The organism is Variovorax sp. Soil_C_33 (assembly GCF_057656935.1).
Genome location: NZ_JBDGJK010000001.1, coordinates 194,974 through 212,147, shown reverse-complemented (window position 1 = coordinate 212,147; position 17,174 = coordinate 194,974). Strand labels below are relative to the sequence as shown.

At 68.2% G+C, this 17,174-nt stretch carries 20 protein-coding genes; 3 read left to right on the top strand and 17 right to left on the bottom strand.

What is annotated here, in order from left to right; genetic code table 11:
• Positions 1-40: 40 nt before the first annotated feature.
• Positions 41-1,270 (top strand): NAD(P)/FAD-dependent oxidoreductase, encoded by a 1,230-nt coding sequence (locus AC3A6B_RS01085; RefSeq protein ID WP_487834895.1) that lies wholly within the window; start codon positions 41-43, stop codon positions 1,268-1,270.
• Between the two features lie 23 nt (positions 1,271-1,293).
• Here the strand turns inward: AC3A6B_RS01085 and AC3A6B_RS01080 are convergent, their stop codons facing one another.
• The 4 genes from AC3A6B_RS01080 to AC3A6B_RS01065 form a co-directional block, all read right to left on the bottom strand.
• Entirely contained in the window at positions 1,294-1,518 is a 225-nt protein-coding gene (locus tag AC3A6B_RS01080; protein WP_487834894.1) for a hypothetical protein, read from the bottom strand.
• Positions 1,519-1,593: 75 nt separating this feature from the next.
• A complete protein-coding gene (locus tag AC3A6B_RS01075; protein WP_487834893.1) occupies positions 1,594-3,036 on the bottom strand; it encodes a DHA2 family efflux MFS transporter permease subunit in 1,443 nt (480 codons plus the stop codon).
• A gap of 86 nt (positions 3,037-3,122) precedes the next feature.
• Positions 3,123-3,917, bottom strand: a complete 795-nt coding sequence (locus AC3A6B_RS01070) for an SDR family NAD(P)-dependent oxidoreductase (RefSeq protein ID WP_487834892.1) — start codon at positions 3,915-3,917, stop codon at positions 3,123-3,125.
• A gap of 123 nt (positions 3,918-4,040) precedes the next feature.
• On the bottom strand, positions 4,041-4,367 hold the full coding sequence (locus tag AC3A6B_RS01065; RefSeq protein ID WP_487834891.1) for a thrombospondin type 3 repeat-containing protein: 327 nt from the start codon (positions 4,365-4,367) through the stop codon (positions 4,041-4,043).
• Between the two features lie 166 nt (positions 4,368-4,533).
• Between AC3A6B_RS01065 and AC3A6B_RS01060 the strand changes: the two genes are divergently transcribed.
• Together AC3A6B_RS01060 and AC3A6B_RS01055 are read left to right on the top strand one after the other, a co-directional pair.
• Positions 4,534-4,722 (top strand): hypothetical protein, encoded by a 189-nt coding sequence (locus tag AC3A6B_RS01060; RefSeq protein WP_487834890.1) that lies wholly within the window; start codon positions 4,534-4,536, stop codon positions 4,720-4,722.
• 107 nt (positions 4,723-4,829) lie between these two features.
• Positions 4,830-5,654: an alpha/beta fold hydrolase gene (locus tag AC3A6B_RS01055; RefSeq protein WP_487834889.1), complete on the top strand. Its 825-nt coding sequence runs from the start codon at positions 4,830-4,832 to the stop codon at positions 5,652-5,654.
• Between the two features lie 9 nt (positions 5,655-5,663).
• Here AC3A6B_RS01055 and mnhG read toward each other — a convergent pair whose 3' ends face one another.
• The 13 genes from mnhG to AC3A6B_RS00990 all read right to left on the bottom strand — a co-directional run bounded on the left by mnhG (position 5,664) and on the right by AC3A6B_RS00990 (position 17,142).
• Positions 5,664-6,011: a monovalent cation/H(+) antiporter subunit G gene (mnhG, locus tag AC3A6B_RS01050; protein ID WP_487834888.1), complete on the bottom strand. Its 348-nt coding sequence runs from the start codon at positions 6,009-6,011 to the stop codon at positions 5,664-5,666.
• On the bottom strand, positions 6,008-6,286 hold the full coding sequence (locus AC3A6B_RS01045) for a K+/H+ antiporter subunit F (RefSeq protein ID WP_487834887.1): 279 nt from the start codon (positions 6,284-6,286) through the stop codon (positions 6,008-6,010). Before AC3A6B_RS01045 ends, mnhG begins: the two co-directional genes overlap by 4 nt.
• Positions 6,283-6,774 (bottom strand): Na+/H+ antiporter subunit E, encoded by a 492-nt coding sequence (locus AC3A6B_RS01040; RefSeq protein WP_487835232.1) that lies wholly within the window; start codon positions 6,772-6,774, stop codon positions 6,283-6,285. Before AC3A6B_RS01040 ends, AC3A6B_RS01045 begins: the two co-directional genes overlap by 4 nt.
• Positions 6,774-8,480 (bottom strand): monovalent cation/H+ antiporter subunit D, encoded by a 1,707-nt coding sequence (locus AC3A6B_RS01035; protein WP_487834886.1) that lies wholly within the window; start codon positions 8,478-8,480, stop codon positions 6,774-6,776. Before AC3A6B_RS01035 ends, AC3A6B_RS01040 begins: the two co-directional genes overlap by 1 nt.
• Positions 8,477-8,830 (bottom strand): Na+/H+ antiporter subunit C, encoded by a 354-nt coding sequence (locus AC3A6B_RS01030; RefSeq protein WP_487834885.1) that lies wholly within the window; start codon positions 8,828-8,830, stop codon positions 8,477-8,479. Before AC3A6B_RS01030 ends, AC3A6B_RS01035 begins: the two co-directional genes overlap by 4 nt.
• On the bottom strand, positions 8,830-11,769 hold the full coding sequence (locus tag AC3A6B_RS01025; protein ID WP_487834884.1) for a monovalent cation/H+ antiporter subunit A: 2,940 nt from the start codon (positions 11,767-11,769) through the stop codon (positions 8,830-8,832). The genes AC3A6B_RS01030 and AC3A6B_RS01025 overlap by 1 nt, the downstream gene beginning before the upstream one ends.
• Positions 11,770-11,812: 43 nt before the next feature.
• Entirely contained in the window at positions 11,813-12,190 is a 378-nt protein-coding gene (crcB, locus tag AC3A6B_RS01020) for a fluoride efflux transporter CrcB (protein ID WP_487834883.1), read from the bottom strand.
• A 5-nt stretch (positions 12,191-12,195) separates the two neighbouring features.
• Complete coding sequence (locus AC3A6B_RS01015) at positions 12,196-13,509, bottom strand: TRAP transporter large permease (RefSeq protein WP_487834882.1); 1,314 nt, start codon at positions 13,507-13,509, stop codon at positions 12,196-12,198.
• On the bottom strand, positions 13,510-14,043 hold the full coding sequence (locus AC3A6B_RS01010) for a TRAP transporter small permease (protein ID WP_487834881.1): 534 nt from the start codon (positions 14,041-14,043) through the stop codon (positions 13,510-13,512). It abuts the gene before it with no gap.
• Positions 14,044-14,046: 3 nt separating this feature from the next.
• Positions 14,047-15,015 carry a TRAP transporter substrate-binding protein gene (locus AC3A6B_RS01005; protein WP_487834880.1) on the bottom strand — a complete coding sequence of 323 codons (969 nt, stop codon included), beginning with the start codon at positions 15,013-15,015 and terminating at the stop codon, positions 14,047-14,049.
• 174 nt (positions 15,016-15,189) lie between these two features.
• Positions 15,190-15,579: a ComEA family DNA-binding protein gene (locus tag AC3A6B_RS01000; RefSeq protein WP_487834879.1), complete on the bottom strand. Its 390-nt coding sequence runs from the start codon at positions 15,577-15,579 to the stop codon at positions 15,190-15,192.
• 80 nt (positions 15,580-15,659) lie between these two features.
• Positions 15,660-16,844: a lipopolysaccharide assembly protein LapB gene (gene lapB, locus AC3A6B_RS00995; protein ID WP_487834878.1), complete on the bottom strand. Its 1,185-nt coding sequence runs from the start codon at positions 16,842-16,844 to the stop codon at positions 15,660-15,662.
• Complete coding sequence (locus AC3A6B_RS00990; protein WP_487834877.1) at positions 16,834-17,142, bottom strand: LapA family protein; 309 nt, start codon at positions 17,140-17,142, stop codon at positions 16,834-16,836. The genes lapB and AC3A6B_RS00990 overlap by 11 nt, the downstream gene beginning before the upstream one ends.
• Positions 17,143-17,174: the final 32 nt, after the last annotated feature.

The window sequence follows — 17,174 nt, the reverse complement described above, 5'->3', positions numbered from 1 at the left end:
CCGCCGAGCGAGAATCTGCAGGCATCCACGAAAGCCATTCATGCATTCAAGCAAAGACATCGTGATCATCGGCGGCGGCCATGCCGCGGCACAGCTGTGCGCCGGCCTGGCGGAGGCGGGGCAGGGCGCCCGCGTGCACCTGGTGTGCGAAGAGAGCTCGATCCCCTACCACCGGCCGCCGCTGTCCAAGACCTTCCTCAAGAGCCCGGACGAGGCGCCGCAGCTCCATCGCGCCGAGGCGTGGTATGCCGAGGCCGGCATCACGATGCACCTTGGCGATCCGGCGCTTGCGATCGATCTCGCGGCGCGCACCGTCACACTGCGTTCAGGCAACGTGCTCGGCTGGGAGCGGCTGGTGCTCGCGACCGGCACCCGTGCACGCCGATTGCCGGCGCTGGTGGGGCTGGAGAACGTGGCCCTGCTGCGTGCCGCCGACGAGGCCGCGCAACTGCGCTCGATGCTGATGGCGGCGCAGCAGGTCACCGTGCTCGGCGGCGGCTTCATCGGCCTCGAGGTGGCGGCGACGGCGCTGGCGCTCGGCAAGCGTGTGAGCGTGCTGGAGAGCGCGCCGCGGCTCTTGAGCCGTGCCGTGTCGCCCGCGCTGTCAGAGCATGTGCTCGCGACCCATCGCGCCGCGGGCATGGACATCCGGATCGGCGTGCAATGCGGCGCCTGGCAGACCGAGGGCCGGCGCCTCGCGGCGATCGAGGTCGATGGCGCGGCGCAGCCGGTCGACCTGCTGCTGCTCGGCATCGGCGCCGTGCCCGAGACCGCGCTCGCGCAGGCCGCCGGGCTCGAATGCGCCGACGGCATCGTGGTTGACGCCTACATGCAGACCAGCGACGAGGCCGTACTCGCGGTCGGCGACTGCACGCGCTTTCCGGACCGGCGCGCGGGCCGGGCCTTGCGGCTGGAGTCGGTGCAGAACGCCAACGACCAGGCGCGCACGGCCGTCGCCACGCTGACCGGCGCGGCCCGCCCGCATGACGCGGTGCCGTGGTTCTGGTCGGATCAGGGCAGCCTGCGCTTGCAGATGGCCGGGCTGGTCCCAGCCGAAGGCACGGCCAGCGCTGGCATGGTGCGGCGTCCGGGCGCCAATCCGGCCTCGTTCTCCCTGCTGCACTATGTGGAGGGCGTGCTGCGCTGCGTGGAGTCGGTCAATGCGCCGGTGGACCACATGATGAGCCGCAAGCTGCTGGAGGCCGGACGCAGCCCGGACCCGGCGGTTGCGGCCGACCCCGCCGTGCCCTTGAAGACGCACCTGGGCTGACCAGTCGGGGCCTGCCAACGGGCCTAGCTCGTCATGCTGCGGCGCCGCGGTGGCGGGGCGGTGCTCCTGCGCAGCTCGGCGTCCATCACGCGGGTTCCGGCAGCGAGCGCGGCCTCGTAGGTGTCGGCGCCGTATTCCGCCGATTTCAGAACTTTCTGCGGCGCGCCTTCGGTGTCGGTTTCGAGCAGCGTCCAGACGAAGGATCCGGGCGCCGGCTCATCGATGGTGAGTTTGATCGGATTTTTCATGGCCCACTCATCCTGGGCGCCGGGGTCCTGGATTTCTGTAGGCGAAGGCCGATCGTGGTGCCGGTTACATCGGCCTCACGCCCTGGCCGGTTCTTCTTCGGCCGAGCGGCTTGGCGAGGCGCTGCGCAGCAGCAGGACCCCGAGCAGGCCGGCTGCCGCCGCAAAGACGGCACCGACGACGAAGGCCATGTGATAGCCGCCGTTGAGCGCTGCCAGCGCCTGCGCGCCCGAGGCCGTGAGGCGGTCGGTACGCGCGGAGGCCAGGCTCGCGAGCACCGCGAGCCCCAACGCGCCCCCCATCATGAAAGACGTGTTGACGATGCCCGAAGCCAGGCCCGATTCGCTCGGCGCGACATCGCTCATCGCGACCAGCAGCATCGGGTTGAGCGCGATGCCGGCGCCGAGGCCGAGCAGCGTCATTCCTGGCATCACGTCGAGCAGGAAACTGCCGTCCACCGGCGCGCGGGCGAACAGCGCCAGTCCCGCGGCCGCCAGCAGCAGCCCGAACGCGAGCGGCCCGCGGTTGCCGAAACGCATCACCAGCTTGGCCGAGAGGCCAAGCGAGAAGGCCGCCATGATGAGGTTGGCCGGCAGGAAGGCGAGGCCCACCTGCATCGGGGTGTAGCCCAGCACCAGTTGCAGGTAGAGCGCCGAGATGAAGAACCAGGCGAACATCGCGGCAGCCCACAGCACGCCCATCACGTTGGCGACGGACACGTTGCGCAGGCGAAACAGGCGCAACGGCATCAGCGGATGGCGCACGCGCGCCTCGATGGCGATGAAGACCGCGAGCAGTGCCGCCGCGATGCCGAGCAGGCCCAGCGTCTGCGTCGAAGTCCAGCCGATCTCGTTGCCGTTGACGATCGCATACACCGCCAGCATCAACGAAAGCGTGACGCTCACAGCGCCGCCGACGTCGAGCTTCTCGCCGGCCGCATGCCCCGGCAGGTGCGGCAGCAGCGCGAGGCACAGCGCATAGACCGCCACGCCGATCGGCAGGTTGACGAGAAAGATCCAGTGCCAGCTGAGCGCGTCGGTCAGCAGCCCGCCCAGCAACACGCCGATGCTGCCGCCGCCGGCGCACACGAAGCCATAGACGCCCATCGCCTTGGCGCGTTCGGCCGGTTCGGTGAACAGGTTCATGATCAGCGACAGCGCGACCGCCGAGACCACCGCACCGCCCAGCCCCTGCACTGCGCGCGCGGCGACCAGCAGGGCTTGCGAGTTCGAGAGCCCGCAGGCCAGCGAGGCGACGGTAAACAGCGTGATGCCGAGCAGGAACAGCCGCCGATGCCCGAACAGGTCGCCCAGCCGGCCGCCCAGGAGCAGGAAGCCGCCGAAGGTGAGCATGTAGGCGTTCACCACCCAGACCAGCGAGGTCTCAGTGAAACCGAGGTCGGTGCGGATCGAGGGCAGCGCCACGTTCACGATCGTGGTGTCCAGCACGATCATCAGCACGCCGAGACAGAGGACCATGAGTGCCAGCCAGCGCCGGCGGCCTTCGATGTGGCGGCTCATCCCTGCTTCTCCGTGGTTGTGTAAGGATTGGCCGGCAGGACGACGATGGCGATGACGATGGTCTTGAGCATGAAAAGAATCTCCGTTCAGTCGACGAGAAAGCCGCAGCTGAGGTTGGCAACGGTGCCGGTGATGGCGCCGGCATGGTCGGAGGCCAGGAACACCGCCGTATTCGCCACCTCGTCCAGCGTCGGCAGACGTTTCAGCAGCGTGCCGGCGGCGGCGCCTGCGAGCATCTGGTCGATGCCGAGGCCGGCGCGTTCGGCCATCGGACGGAACACCTCACGCGTATGCGAAGTCGCCACCGCCTCGGGAATCGCGTGGGGGCGCATGCAGACGACGCGAATGCCCTGCGCGCCGAGTTCGCCTGCCAGGTGGCGCGACATCGCCTCGACCGCGGCGCTCGCCACGCAGTTTCCCATGTAGCCGGGGCCGGGCAGTCGGGCGCCCGGCGTCGAGAGAGTGAGGATCACGCCAGAGCTCTTTTTGGCCATGTGTCGTGCCACGGCCTGGGCGGTGATGAAGTTGCTGCGCGTGTAGACGGTAATCGGGTATTCGTAGTCCTGGAGCGAAAGATCCGCGAAAGGCGTGCCCTGGACATGGGCGACGCCGATGGCGTTCAACGCGATGTCGATGCCGCCCGCCTTCTGCGCCACGGCATCGGCATGCCGGTCGACCGCTTGCGCGTCGAGCGCATCGACCTCGGCGCTTTCCGCCGCGCCGCCCGCGGCCTCGATGTCCGCCGCCACGGCCTCGAGCCGGGCCAGCGTGCGGCCGGCGAGACACACCCTGGCGCCCTCGCGGGCGAAGGCGCGTGCGACCGCCCCGCCGATGGCGCCTCCGGCGCCGTGGATCACTGCAACCTTGCCGGCGAGCAGCATGCGTATCTCCTCAGGATTGTGTACACCATCCACAAACCTTAGCAGAGATACTGGACGGTGTCCACATGCACCGTCTACGAATTTTCGGAAGGTTGTCGAGCGCCGTCGCCGGCGCGAGGCTACCTAGTAGCGGTAGGGATTGTTCGGGCGGCGGTCGTAGCGATTGGGCACGCCGTCGTTGTCGCGATCGCGGTCGTAGCGGTTGGGGATGCCGTCGCGGTCGTTGTCGCCCCAGCCGCGGCGGCGATGATCCCAGCGATCGTCGCCATGCCCACGGTACGGCTGGCCGTAGTGAGGCTGCCCGTAGTAGACCTGCGGCGGCGGAGGCGGCGCAGGGACCACGATCACGCGGTGCGGATAGCGCTCGCCGTATTCGGCATGGGCCGGGACAGTGATCGCGCCGAGCGACAGCAGGGCTGCGGCGCCAAGTGCGAAAGTGATCTTTCTCATGCGAGCTCCTCGTGGTTGGAAGGAGCCTTCATCGTGCTCCCGCCATGTGAAGTAGGCGTAAGGCGCAAGCGAAATCTTGTATAGCCTGTGTCGCCCCGGTGGTCGTCCCTGCAAGCCTTAACGTTGGCTTTGCAATTTTTGCTTACATGTAGTTAGAATGTATTACATGAACACCGAGCGCGATAACTTCCACGATTGGGCAAGAGACAAGCCGGACACCTCGTTCGACACGCTTGCGCGACCCGATCTGCGCGATGCCCCGGACCACCGTGCGGTGCGTTGGGGACGGCTCGTGGTCCTGGCGCTGCTGGTGGGGGCGCTCGTCGTCGGCTTCAAGTGGCTCGCCGGACTCTAGGTCTCCCCAAAGTCATAGAGCGGCATTACTCTTCCTGCGGTTCTTTCGAACCCTGCCGGCGTCTACGCTTGGCAAGGCCTCGCATCACAAACCCCGGAGAGCAAATCATGAGCCACACCATCACCGTCCAAGACGGCACGCAGATCTTCTACAAGGACTGGGGCGCGGGCCAGCCGGTCGTCTTCTCGCACGGCTGGCCGCTGACGGCCGACGCCTGGGACGCCCAGATGGTGTTCCTCGGCGAGCGCGGCTATCGCGTCATCGCCCACGACCGGCGCGGCCACGGCCGCTCCAGCCAGCCCTGGAACGGCAACGACATGGACACCTACGCCGACGACCTGGCCGAGCTGATGAACAAGCTCGACATCAAGGACGCCGTGATGGTGGGCCATTCCACCGGCGGCGGCGAGGTGACGCGCTACATCGGCCGCCATGGTACGAAGCGCGTCGCCAAGGCCGTGCTGCTGGGCGCCGTGCCGCCGCTGATGCTGAAGACGGCGGCCAACCCGGGCGGCCTGCCGCTGGAGGTGTTCGACGGCATCCGCGCCGGCGTCACGGCCGACCGCTCGCAGTTCTTCAAGGACCTGACGGTCCCCTTCTACGGCGCCAACCGGCCGAACGCCAAGGTGTCGCAGGGCCTGCGCGATTCGTTCTGGCTGCAAGGCATGATGGGCGGGCACAAGGGCCTGCTGGACTGCATCAAGCAGTTCTCCGAAACCGACTTCACCGAAGACCTGAAGAAATTCGATGTGCCGACGCTGATCGTGCACGGCGACGACGACCAGATCGTGCCGATCGGCGCCTCGGCCATGCTGTCGTCCAAGCTGGTCGAGGGCGCCACGCTGAAGGTCTATCCCGGCGCATCGCACGGCCTGGCCAGCACGCATGCCGAACAGTTCAACGCCGACCTGCTGGCCTTCATCAAGGGTTGATCCCCAGTGCTAGGTGGGCGGCGGCACCTCGCTGCCCTTCTGGCGCTCGCGGAAGAGCGCAGCGCGCATCAGGAAGATGGTCGTGACCGGCGCCGTGAGAGCGACGAACAGCGCGATCAGCACGGCGTGCAGGAACAGGCTCGCGCCCTGCACGGAGAAATAGATGATGGTGGCCAGCGTGATGCACCAAACGCCGAGCGTGGCCCCGAGCGTGGGCGCATGGATGCGGCGAAAGAAGGTCGAAAGCCGAACCAGTCCGAAGGAGCCGACGGCGGCGAAGGCCGCGCCCAGCACGGCGAACACCGCGGTCAGGATCTCGGCCCACAGCGGCAGCGGGCCCACGATGAAGTCGCTCATTCGATCACCTCGCCGCGCAGCAGGAACTTCGCGAGCGCGGTCGAGCCGACGAAGCCGAACAGCGCGATCAGCATCGCCGCCTCGAAGTAGACCTTGCTCGCATAGACGATGCCGAGCACCAGCATCATCAGCATGCCGTTGATGTAGAGGCAGTCGAGCGCCATCACGCGGTCTTGCGCGGTGGGGCCGGCGAGCAGGCGCGCCAGTGCGCAAAGCATGGCCACGGCAAGCAGCAGCAGCGCCAGCTTGAGGGCCCAGAAGAGCACGGGGGTCATGATTCGAAGATCTCCATCAGCGGGCGCTCGTAGCGCGACTTGATCGTGGCGACGAAGGCCGCTTCGTCCTCGACGTCGAACGCGTGGATCAAGAGCGTCGAGCGGTCGAGCGCGATTTCGCCCCAGGCCGTGCCCGGCGTGAGGCACAGGATCATCGCCAGCACCGCCAGCGCGTTGGGATCGCGCAGTTCGAGCGGCACGCGCACGAAGCGCGGCGACATGCCGCTGCCTCGCCGCGTGAACAGCAGCCGGGCCACGGTCAGGGCCGAATGGACGAGGTCCAGCGCGACGACGCTTGCGAGCCGCAGCGCCAGCCCCGGGCGGCGCATGCGCACCGTGGCCGGCCGCAGACTCTGGGTCAGCACCGGGACCGCGATCGCGAGAATGGCCGCCAGCAGCAGCGTCGCCGCGTCGAGCGACTGGTTCAGCAGCAGCCACACGACGAAGAGCGCCATCGACAGCGGCGGCGAGGGGAGCCAGCGTTTGATCATCGTGCGTTGTCTCCTGCTGACGTGGCGGGGCCCGGGAGCTTCGGCGTGCCGAGTACGGCCTCGCGGTAGGCGGTCGGCGAACGCAGGCCTTCTGCCGTGGCGGCAGCATGCCGCATCACCGGCTCGGCGCCGAGCGTCAGCGCCAGGCAGGCCGCCAGCAACGCCGCCACCGGCAGCACTTCGAGCGCCGGCAGCGAGGGCAGGGTGGCATGCGGCTGGGTCCAGAAGTGGCGGATGCCGGTGCGGCTCAAGGCGATCAGCGAAAGAAGACCGGAGACGATCAGGAGCGCCATGAATGCCCAGCCCGCCGGCGCGATGCCTTGCTCCGCGCCGAGCAGGCCCGAGAGCATCGCGAACTTGCCGACGAAACCCGACAGCGGCGGCAGCCCCGCCAGCAGCAGCGTGCAGCCGACGAAGCCGAGCCCGAGGAAGGCGACGCCGGCCGGAATGGCGCGGCCGTAGAGCGCCTGCGCATCGTCGTCGAGATTCACGTTGTCGAGGCCGCTCAGGTCTTCCGAAAGAAAGGGTGCGTCGCCGGCCGCCTCGTGCGGCGCGACGCTCATGCCGGCATTGCGCCAGCGCTCGATCATGTCGATCAGAAGGAAGAAGGCGCTGGCCGCCAGCGTGGACGTCAGAAGATAGTAGAGCGCGCCGGCCCAAAGCGCAGGCTGTCCGAGCCCGATGGCAGCCAACAGCGTGCCGGCGGAGATCAGCACGCTGAAGCCCGCGAGGTTGGACAGCCGCTGCGTGCCGACGATGCCGAGCGCACCGACGAACAGTGTGGCCAGCCCGATGGCGACCAACGCGTCCTGGCCGAACTGCGCCGAGGCGCCGGTGTCGGGCGCGAAGAGCAGGGTCCAGAGCCTGAGCACCGTGTAGACGCCGAGCTTGGTCAGGAGCGCGAACACCGCGCCCACCGGCGACACGGCGGCGCTGTAGGCCGGCACCAGCCAGAAGTTGAGCGGCCAGGCCCCGGCCTTGGCGAAGAACGCGGTCGCGAGGATGGCCGCGGCCGCATGCACCAGCCCGCGGTCGGCCGGCGCGAGCTGCGCGATGCGCTCGCCGAGGTCGGCCATGTTGAGGGTGCCGGTCACGCCGTAGAGCAGTGCGGCGCCCACGAGAAACAGCGAAGAGGCCGCGAGGTTGATGGCCACGTAGTGCAGGCCGGCCTGGACGCGCAGCCGGCCGGAGCCGTGCAGCAGCAAGCCATAGGAGGCGGCGAGCATGACCTCGAAAAAGACGAAGAGGTTGAACAGGTCGCCGGTCAGGAAAGCGCCGTTGAGTCCCATGAGCTGCAGCTGCAGCAGCGGGTGGAAGTGCACGCCCGCCCGGTCCCAGCGCGAGGTGGAGTAGATCGAGGCGGCGAAGGCGACGACGCCGGTGAGCGCCACCATCATCGTCGAGAGCCGATCGGCCACCAGCACGATGCCGAAGGGCGCCTGCCAGTTGCCCGGCAGGTAGACGCCGATCGAGCCTGCGCCGCCGCCGGTGCCGGCGGCGTTGACCCAGCGGAGCAGCGCGAGCGCGGCCAGCAGGCCGACCAGGCCCGAGACCACGCTCAGGAAAGACTTGGTGCGCCGGCGCCGTTCGCCCAGGAGCAGCATCAGCGCGGCCGTGAAGAGGGGCAGCAGGATCGGCACCGCCACAAGATGCGGCATGCCGAGCTCGAGCAGGTGGTCGAGGAAGCGGGAGAGGCCTGTCATTCCTGCGGCGCCTTGCGCTCTTCGCCGTCCACGTGGTCAGTGCCGCTGAGCCCGCGCGAGGCCAGCAGCACGACCAGGAACAGCGCGGTCATCGCGAAGCCGATCACGATCGCGGTGAGCACCAGCGCCTGCGGCATCGGATCGGCGGTGTTCGCCAGCGTGGCTGCGAAGCCCGGCATCAGCACCGGTTCGCTGTCGATCTTGACGCGACCCATGCTGAAGATGAACAGGTTTACCGCATAGGAGATTAGCGTGAGGCCCATGATCACCTGGAAGGTGCGCGGACGCAGCAGCAAGTAGACGCCGGAGCCGGTGAGTACACCGATGGCGATGGCGAGCACGGCCTCCATCAGGCGGTGCCTTTCGCATCGGCCGCGGCGCGCTCGGCCTCCTTTTCGGCCTGTTCGTCGGCCCAGCGATGGCTGCGGATGGACTGGTGGGCCAGCGCGGTGAGGATCAGCATGGTCGCGCCCAGCACCAGCGCGAACACGCCGATGTCGAAGAACAGTGCGCTCGGCACATGCACTTCGCCGAGCACCGGCAGATGCAGGTGCGCGGTGTGCGTGGTGAGGAAGGGATAGCCGAACAGCACCGCGCCCGAGCCGGTGGCCAGCGCAAGCAGCAGGCCGATCGCGATCCAGCGCCGCGGGTAGATGCGCAGGTGCTCCTCCACCCACTCGGCGCCGGAGACGATGAACTGCAGCACCAGCGCCACCGACATCACCAGCCCGGCGACGAAGCCGCCGCCCGGCTGGTTGTGGCCGCGCAGGAAGAAGTAGATCGACACCAGCACCGAGAGCGGCAGCAGGAGCCGCACCAGCACGGCCGGCACCATGAGGTAGCCGACGGCGGTGTCCTTGGCGCGGCGCGGGTTCAGCAGGTCGCTGCTGCCGTCGTCGGTCTGCGCGCGCTGCTGCGCGGGCAGGGCCATCGACTCGGGCGCCGGACGGAAGCGGCGCAGCAGCGCATAGACGGCGAGGGCGACGACACCGAGTACGGTGATCTCGCCGAAGGTGTCGAAGCCGCGGAAGTCGACCAGCATCACGTTGACCACGTTCGTGCCGCCGCCCTCGGACAGCGCGCGCTCGAGAAAGAAGGGCGAGATGCTTTGCGGGAATGGCCGCGTCATCACGGTCCAGGCCAGCGCGGCCATGCCGCATCCGGCTGCGGCTGCGATGGCCAGGTCGCGCCCGCGCCGTCCCCAGAGCCGAATTCGCACCCGTGCGGGTTGCGGCTGCGCGGTGCGCATTGGAAGCCAGCGCAGGCCGAGCAGGATCAGCACCGTGGTCACGGTTTCGACCACCAACTGCGTGAGCGCGAGGTCGGGCGCCGAGAACCAGATGTAGGTGGTGCAGCACACCAGGCCTGCGCCCGCCGCCAGCATCAGCGAGGCCAGCCGGTGGAACTTGGCCTGCCAGGCGGCGGCCAGCGCGCAGGTGCCGCCGATGACCCAGGTCATCGCGAACATGGTCGAGAAGGGCAGCAGTTCGCGCGTTCCGCGCTCGGCGGGCGTGAGCCACAGCGATGCCGCCACGCCGGCCACGGCGACGACGACCAGCAGCAGCAACTGCATCTGCAGGCGCCGCGTTGCGAAGAGGCGACGGCTGCGCCGGCCGGCCTCGCTGAGCCGCGCGAGCAGGTGCTCGAACATGCGCTGGCCGTCGAAGCGATGCAGCAGCGGCGTGTACTCGAGATCGCCTCGCGCGCGTCCGCGCCGCTGCAGCATGTAGAGTCCCGCGCCGCCCGCGAGCGCGACGAAGCTCATCAGAAGCGGCATGTTGAAGCCGTGCCACACGGCCAGGCTGTACGCGGGCAGCACGCCGCCGACCACCGGCGTCGCTGCCGCGGCGAGGAAGGCGCCCACCGACCAGGCCGGCGCCACGCCGACCACGAGGCAGGTCAGCACCAGCAGCTCGACCGGCACGCGCATCCAGTGCGGCGGCTCGTGCGGCTGCTTCGGCACGTCCGGGCCGGGGGGCGGGCCGAAGAACACGTCGAACACGAAGCGCGCCGAATAGGCCACGCTGAACACGCCGGCCAGCGTCGCGATGACCGGCAGGCTCAAGTTGACCCAGGGCGTGGCCCGGATGAACACGGTCTCGGCGAAGAACATCTCCTTGGACAGGAAGCCGTTGAGCAGCGGCACGCCGGCCATCGATGCGCTGGCGATGATCGCCAGGGTGCCGGTGATGGGCATCAGCCGGAGCAGGCCGCTGAGCTTGCGGATGTCGCGCGTGCCGCTCTCGTGGTCGATGATCCCGGCCGCCATGAAGAGCGAGGCCTTGAAGGTCGCGTGGTTCATGACGTGGAACACGGCCGCGACGGCGGCCAGGGGGCTGTTGAGCCCCAGCAGCAGCGTGATGAGTCCGAGGTGCGAGATGGTCGAGTAGGCGAGCAGCGCCTTGAGGTCGCGTTGGAACATCGCGACGTAGCCGCCCAGAAGCAGCGTGGCGGCGCCCGCGCCGCTGACGAGCCAGAACCAGGCCTCGGTGCCGGAGAGCACCGGCCACAGCCGCGCCATCAGGAACACGCCCAGCTTCACCATGGTGGCCGAGTGCAGGTAGGCGGAGACCGGCGTCGGCGCCGCCATCGCGCGCGGCAGCCAGAAATGGAACGGGAACTGCGCGCTCTTGGTGAAGGCGCCGAGCAGCACCAGCACCAGCGCCAGCGGGTAGAGCCGGTGCGCGCGAATCTCTTCGCCTGAGGCCAGCACCGCGTCGAGCTCGTAGCTGCCGGCGATGCGGCCCAGCACCAGCACGCCGGCCAGCAGGCACAGGCCGCCGGCGCCGGTGAGCGTGAGCGCCATGCGCGCGCCGCGCCGCGCGTCGCGCCTGTGATGCCAGTAGCCGATGAGCAGGAAGGAGAACAGGCTCGTGAGCTCCCAGAACAGCACCATCTGGATCAGGTTGCCCGAAAGCACCACGCCCACCATCGCGCCCATGAAGGCAAGGAAGAAGGCGAAGAAGCGCGGCACCGGGTCCGAGGGCGACATGTAGTAGCGCGCATACAGCACGACCAGCGTGCCGATGCCGAGCACCAGCATGCAGAACAGCCAGGCGAAGCCGTCCATGCGGAACACCAGGTTGAGGCCGAGCGCGGGCAGCCAAGCGATCTCCTCGCGGATCACGTTGCCGTCGGCGAGCTGCGGAAAGAACCACGCCGCCTGCAGCGCGCAGCCGAGCGCGACCAGGCCCGCCAGCGTCGACTCCCGGTTGCGCGCATCCGACGGCAGCAGGGCCGCCAGCACGCTGGCAACGAAGGGGAGCGCGACGAGGAGGACAAGGGGCATCGCGATCGATTCTATCGAGCGCCCCTCGGCGAGAGACCTCGAATCAGCCGGTGAACTGCTGCACCGTGCGCATGCCGAGCCAGGTGAGGACCAGCGAGCCGAAGACATGCAGCGCCGCCGTGCCGAAGGCCAGCGCAAGTCGATCCTGCAGCAGCATTGCGACGACCTCGGCGGAGAAGCTGGAAAAGGTGGTGAGGCCGCCCAGGAAGCCGGTGATCAGCAGCAGGCGCCACACCGGGTCGAGTTCCGGCATGGCCTGGAACAGCGCGACGGCAATGCCGACCAGGTAGCCGCCGACGAGGTTGGAGGCCAGCGTGCCGTAGGGCATCGCCGCGCCGGGGGTGCTGAGCCAGAGCCCCAGGCCCCAGCGCGCCAGCGCGCCCAGCGAGGCGCCGGCGCAGATCGCGAACACCGGCAGCATGGTGCCTACTTCTCCACGCCCATCACCGCATTGGGCAGCACGGTCACGATGCCCGGGAACAGCGTGATCAGCGCGATGCAGAGCACCAGGCAGAAGAAGAAGGGAATGGCGGCCTTGGCGATCACGTTGCTGTCCTTGCCGGTCATGTTCTGCAGCACGAACAGGTTGAAGCCCACCGGCGGCGTGACCTCCGCGATCTCGACCAGCAGCACGACGAAGATGCCGAACCACACCAGGTCGAAGCCGGCCTTCTGCACCATCGGCAGCACCACCGCGGCCGTGAGGACGATCATGCTGATGCCGTCGAGCGCGGTGCCGAGCACCAGGTACACCACCACCAGCGCACCGATCAGTGCATAGGGCGAGAGGTGCATGCTGTCGACCCACTCGGCCAGCTCGCGCGGGATGCCGGTGAAGGCCATGGTCTTGGTGAGGAAGGCCGCGCCGGCCAGGATGAACATGATCATGCAACTGGTGCGCGTGGCGCCCATGATCCCGTCCTTGAAGTTCTGCCAGGTGAGGCTTCGGCCCCACGCCGCGATGGCCAGCGAACCCAGCACGCCGAAGGCCGCGCATTCGGTGGCCGTGGCCCAGCCCGCGACCAGCACCCAGACGATGAAGACGATCAGGAGGCCGCAGGGGATCAGGTTGCCCGAGAGGCGAATCTTTTCCCTGAAGCCGGTCGGCGGATCGGCCGGCGGCACTTGGTCGGGGTGGCGCAGGCTCCACCAGCCGATGTAGCCCGAGAACAGCAGCATCAGCAGGAAGCCAGGCAGGAAGCCGGCCAGGAAGATGCGGATGATCGAGGCGTCGGCCGCTACCGCATAGACCACCATGGTGATCGAGGGCGGGATCAGGATGCCCAGCGTGCCGGCGGTCGCGAGCGAGCCGATGGCCAGCTTCTCGTTGTAGCCGCGGCGCTTGAGTTCGGGCAGCGCGACCTTGGCGATGGTCGCGCAGGTCGCGGCCGAAGAGCCCGAGACCGAACCGAACACGCCGCAGCCGAGGATGGTGGTGTGCATCAGCCGGCCCGGCACACGGTTGAGCCATGGGCGCAGGCCTTCGAACATCTCTTCGCTGAGCTTGGTGCGGAACAGGATCTCGCCCATCCAGATGAAGAGGGGCAGGGCCGCCAGCTCCCAGCTGGCATTGCTTTCCCAGAAGGCCGAGAACAGGTTCTTGCCGGGCAGCGTGTTGGTGAAGAAGGCCTGGCCGACCCAGCCGACGATGGCCAGCGTCATCGCGATCCAGACGCCGCCGGCCAGCAGCAGCAGCATGATGGCGAGCAGCAGCGCGCCCATGAGGAGGGTATCGAGCATCTAGATATCCGAGGAGAAGTCGCCGGCCGCGTGCCGTTCTTCCACCGCGCGCTGGTAGCTCGGCTTCTCGCCGCGCACCACGCCGACCAGTTCGTCGACCATCGCGACGAGCAGCAGCCAGCAGCCGAGCACGAAGGTCGATTGCGGAATCCAGATCGGGATGACCAGGAGGCCGGTCGCCATCTCGGCGAACTCGTAGCTCTCCCAGGTGAAGCTGGTGGCCCAGTACGTGAGATAGGCCACCGAGGCCGCGGCAATCAGCAGGCACATGACGTCGAGCACGCGCCGGACTTTCGGCGGCACGGCATCGAGCAGCAGGGTCACGCGCACGAAGTCGCCGTGGCGGAAGGCATGGGCCATCGCGAAGAAGGAGGCCGCGGCGCAGAGCCAGGACACCGCATCGTTGAGCCCGCTCACATGCCAGTTCATCTGGCGGCCGACGCCGGCCACGACCATCAGCACGAAGATCAGGAATACGCAGAACGCGCCGAGCGCGCCTGCGCCGCCGTACAGACGATCGAGGAATCGGCGCACGGTTTACTTCTTCTTGTAGGCGTCGACGATCGCCTGGCCCTCGGCGCCGGTGGCCTTCAGCCAGTCGGCCTGCATGATGCCGCCGACCTGGCGCATGTCGGCATCGAGCTTGGGCGACGGCTTGTGGATCTTCATGCCGCGCTCGGCCAGCAGGCGCTTGTATTCGTCGTTCTTTTCCTGCGCGATCTTCCAGCCGCGCGCTTCGGCGTCGGCCGCGACCTTGGTCACTGCGGCCTTGGTGGCGGGGTCGAGCGCATCGAAGGCCTTGGCGTTGACCAGGACCGCGTTCTTCGGGATCCAGGCCTGCGTGTCGTAGAAATTCTTGATGTGTTCGTAGGTCTTGGTGTCGTAGCCGGTCGAACCGGAGCTCATGTAGCTTTCGATCACGCCCGTGGCCATCGCCGCGCTGAGCTCAGCCTGCTGGATCTGCACCGGCTGCGCGCCGATCAGTTCGGCGATCTTGGCCGTGGCCGGGCTGTAGGCGCGCCACTTGATGCCGCGCAGGTCGGCCACGGAGCCGATCTCCTTCTTCACGTAGATGCCCTGCGGCGCCCACGGCACCATGAACAGCACCTTGATGCCTTGCGCGGCCAGCAGCTTCTCCATGGCGGGCTTGGAAGCCTCGTAGAGTTTCTTCGCTTCGGGATAGGTGGTTGCAAGAAAAGGCACGCCGTCGAGCGCGTAGATCGGGTTCTCGTTGGCGAAGTTGGCCAGCAGGATCTCTCCGGCCTGGGCCTGGCCGCTTTGCACGGCGCGCTTGATCTCGGGGGCCTTGAACAGCGATGCGTTCGCATGCACGCTGATCTTGAGCTTGCCGCCCGTGGCGGCGTCGACGTCCTTCGCGAACTGCGTGATGTTCTCGGTGTGGTAGTTGGTGGCCGGATAGGCGGTGGGCAGGTCCCACTTGGTTTGCGCGTACGCCGCTGCGCCGAGGGTCAGGCCAGCGAGGGCAATGCCGAACTTGTGATTCATGGGCTCTCCAGAACGGACGAAAGTGAAAAGACGACGGGGAGCATACGTGCAAATATCGGGCCATCGCGTGGGGCTTTCCCCTGCCGCTTGCGGTGCAAGGGGGCAACAGCGCAAATGAAAAAAGCCGCCCGGAGGCGGCTTGGTTCGGTGCGGCAAGATCCGTTGCCTGGCCGGTCAGGGCTTGGCGTCGGCCTTTTCTTTCTTCTTCGGTTCCGCCTTCGCGACGCTGGCGGCGGGCGCCGCGGCGCTGTAGCTCTGGCCGTTGACGGTCAGGCCCTCGGCCGACAGCTTGGTGGCCGCCTTCCCCTTCACGCCCTTGACCCGGCTCATGAGATCCGGCCAGTCCTTGAACGCGCCTTGCTTGCGTGCTTCGATGATGCGCTTGGAAAGCGCGGGGCCCACGCCCCTGAGCGCATCGAGCTCCGCATCCGTCGCCTTGTTGACATCGACTGCTGCCCACGAAACGGTCGCAACGAGCATGGCCACGATGGCCAAGTCTTCTTCAGCATCTTGAGATCCCCTGACATTGTTGTGGGTGTCGTGGCACCCCGCCGCACGCGGCATACGCGCGGCGCGGGTTTCAACGGCGGGTTCTGCGCCGTGGTTGACGCCTCCGCGACGAAGTCAGAATTGATCAGATTTGCTCAGAGCTCTTCGACACGCCGCGGCGGATAGCTGTCCCAGGCCTGGCAGCCGGGGCAATGCCAGAAGTGCTGATGGGCTTCGAAGCCGCAGGCGGCGCAACGGTAGCGCAGCAGCGGCCGCGTGGCCTGATCGAGCGCGCGCTGTACCTGCGGATGGAACTGCTCGTGCGTGAGGCGCTCGCCCGCCAGCCAGCGGGACGCCGCCACGAGAGAGGGCTGGTGGGCCAGGTGTGCGATGTATCCGTCGCGCGGCTCCGGCGCCGTTGGCGGACTAGACATCGTGTCCTCGGGCAGCACCGGCGCGCCGCCCAGGGCCATGATCGCTTCGAGCACGTCGATCGAGGGCGACTCTGCATAGCGGCGCTGCAGCAGGATCAGCGCCTCGCCCGCGCGCTGCGAGGCGGCCGCAGCCTGCTGCAGCATCGCCGCGTAAAGAGGCAATGCCAGCGGCGCGTTTTCGCTGAGCGCGGTGAGCGTTTCGAAGGCTTTGGCGGAGTCGCCGTTGCGCAGTTGCAGCGTCGCGGTGTCGATGGCCGGCCGCGGCGCCTGCGGCGCCAGTGCTACTGCCTGCTCGAGCAACTGCGCCGCAGCGTTCAGGTCGCCGGCCGCCACCTGTTCGGCGGACTGCTCGCAGAGGTGGTGGGCCCGGCGCACGCCGTAGCTGGCCTGCTCGGTCTCGTCGAGCTTATGCGCCACCGCGGCGGCTTGCGCCCATTCGCGCGAGCGCTCGTAGATGGCGAGCAGCGCCAGCCGGGCCTCGTTCTCGTAGCGCGTGCCTTCGAGCTTCTGCAGCGCGGCTTCGGCGCGATCGAGCAGGCCGGCGCGCAGGAAGTCCTGCGCCAGCGCATGCTGCGCGCGGTCGCGGTCGGCGCGGCTCAGATCGCCGCGGCCCAGCAAGTGCTCGTGCACGCGCACGGCACGCTGGTATTCGCCGCGGCGGCGGAACAGGTTGCCCAGCGCGAAGTGCAGTTCCTGGGTGTCGGGGTCGTTCTGAACGGCTTCGATGAAGGCGTCGATGGCCTGGTCCTGCTGCTCGTTGAGCAGGAAGTTGAGACCGCGAAAGTAGGCCTTGGGCGCCTGCCGGTTCTCAATGCGCAACTGCCTGAGATCGAATCGCGAGGCCAGCCAGCCGAGGACGAAGGCGAGGGGCAGGCCGAGCAGCAGCCAGCTGAAGTCAAAGTCCATGTTGGCGTACGGCAGGGAGGTCGGTGGCGGCTGCCGGTACAGGGGCCGCCGTGACGGGCGCGGCCGGCACCGCGGGCAGCTGGGCCGCGGCGCTGCGGTGCTTCCACCAGCCCGGCAGCATGCCGAGGGCGCCGACCACCAGTCCGCCGGCGAAGGCCGCGAGCACCACCAGCACCAGCGGGGCGCGCCAGTGGGTGCCGAAGAAGAAGTAGACGGTGGCGTCGTGCTGGTTGTTCAGCGCGAAGGCGAAGAGGGTAAAAAAAATGGCTGCCTTGAGCAGCCACAGGAGATATTTCATGCGCGTCCCCGTTGGCGGGGGAATTCTATGCT

Excerpts from the sequence above, each read along its gene's own strand:
- lapB (WP_487834878.1), bottom strand. The coding sequence starts at position 16,844 with ATGGACTTTGACTTCAGCTGGCTGCTGCTCGGCCTGCCCCTCGCCTTC.
- AC3A6B_RS01000 (WP_487834879.1), bottom strand. The coding sequence starts at position 15,579 with ATGCCGCGTGCGGCGGGGTGCCACGACACCCACAACAATGTCAGGGGA.
- AC3A6B_RS01035 (WP_487834886.1), bottom strand. The coding sequence starts at position 8,480 with ATGACAGGCCTCTCCCGCTTCCTCGACCACCTGCTCGAGCTCGGCATG.
- AC3A6B_RS01045 (WP_487834887.1), bottom strand. The coding sequence starts at position 6,286 with ATGACCCCCGTGCTCTTCTGGGCCCTCAAGCTGGCGCTGCTGCTGCTT.
- AC3A6B_RS01005 (WP_487834880.1), bottom strand. The coding sequence starts at position 15,015 with ATGAATCACAAGTTCGGCATTGCCCTCGCTGGCCTGACCCTCGGCGCA.
- AC3A6B_RS01025 (WP_487834884.1), bottom strand. The coding sequence starts at position 11,769 with ATGCCCCTTGTCCTCCTCGTCGCGCTCCCCTTCGTTGCCAGCGTGCTG.
- mnhG (WP_487834888.1), bottom strand. The coding sequence starts at position 6,011 with ATGAGCGACTTCATCGTGGGCCCGCTGCCGCTGTGGGCCGAGATCCTG.
- AC3A6B_RS01030 (WP_487834885.1), bottom strand. The coding sequence starts at position 8,830 with ATGGAGGCCGTGCTCGCCATCGCCATCGGTGTACTCACCGGCTCCGGC.
- AC3A6B_RS01065 (WP_487834891.1), bottom strand. The coding sequence starts at position 4,367 with ATGAGAAAGATCACTTTCGCACTTGGCGCCGCAGCCCTGCTGTCGCTC.
- crcB (WP_487834883.1), bottom strand. The coding sequence starts at position 12,190 with ATGCTGCCGGTGTTCGCGATCTGCGCCGGCGCCTCGCTGGGCGCGCTG.
- AC3A6B_RS01085 (WP_487834895.1), top strand. The coding sequence starts at position 41 with ATGCATTCAAGCAAAGACATCGTGATCATCGGCGGCGGCCATGCCGCG.
- AC3A6B_RS01055 (WP_487834889.1), top strand. The coding sequence starts at position 4,830 with ATGAGCCACACCATCACCGTCCAAGACGGCACGCAGATCTTCTACAAG.
- AC3A6B_RS00990 (WP_487834877.1), bottom strand. The coding sequence starts at position 17,142 with ATGAAATATCTCCTGTGGCTGCTCAAGGCAGCCATTTTTTTTACCCTC.
- AC3A6B_RS01060 (WP_487834890.1), top strand. The coding sequence starts at position 4,534 with ATGAACACCGAGCGCGATAACTTCCACGATTGGGCAAGAGACAAGCCG.
- AC3A6B_RS01080 (WP_487834894.1), bottom strand. The coding sequence starts at position 1,518 with ATGAAAAATCCGATCAAACTCACCATCGATGAGCCGGCGCCCGGATCC.
- AC3A6B_RS01070 (WP_487834892.1), bottom strand. The coding sequence starts at position 3,917 with ATGCTGCTCGCCGGCAAGGTTGCAGTGATCCACGGCGCCGGAGGCGCC.
- AC3A6B_RS01075 (WP_487834893.1), bottom strand. The coding sequence starts at position 3,036 with ATGAGCCGCCACATCGAAGGCCGCCGGCGCTGGCTGGCACTCATGGTC.
- AC3A6B_RS01015 (WP_487834882.1), bottom strand. The coding sequence starts at position 13,509 with ATGCTCGATACCCTCCTCATGGGCGCGCTGCTGCTCGCCATCATGCTG.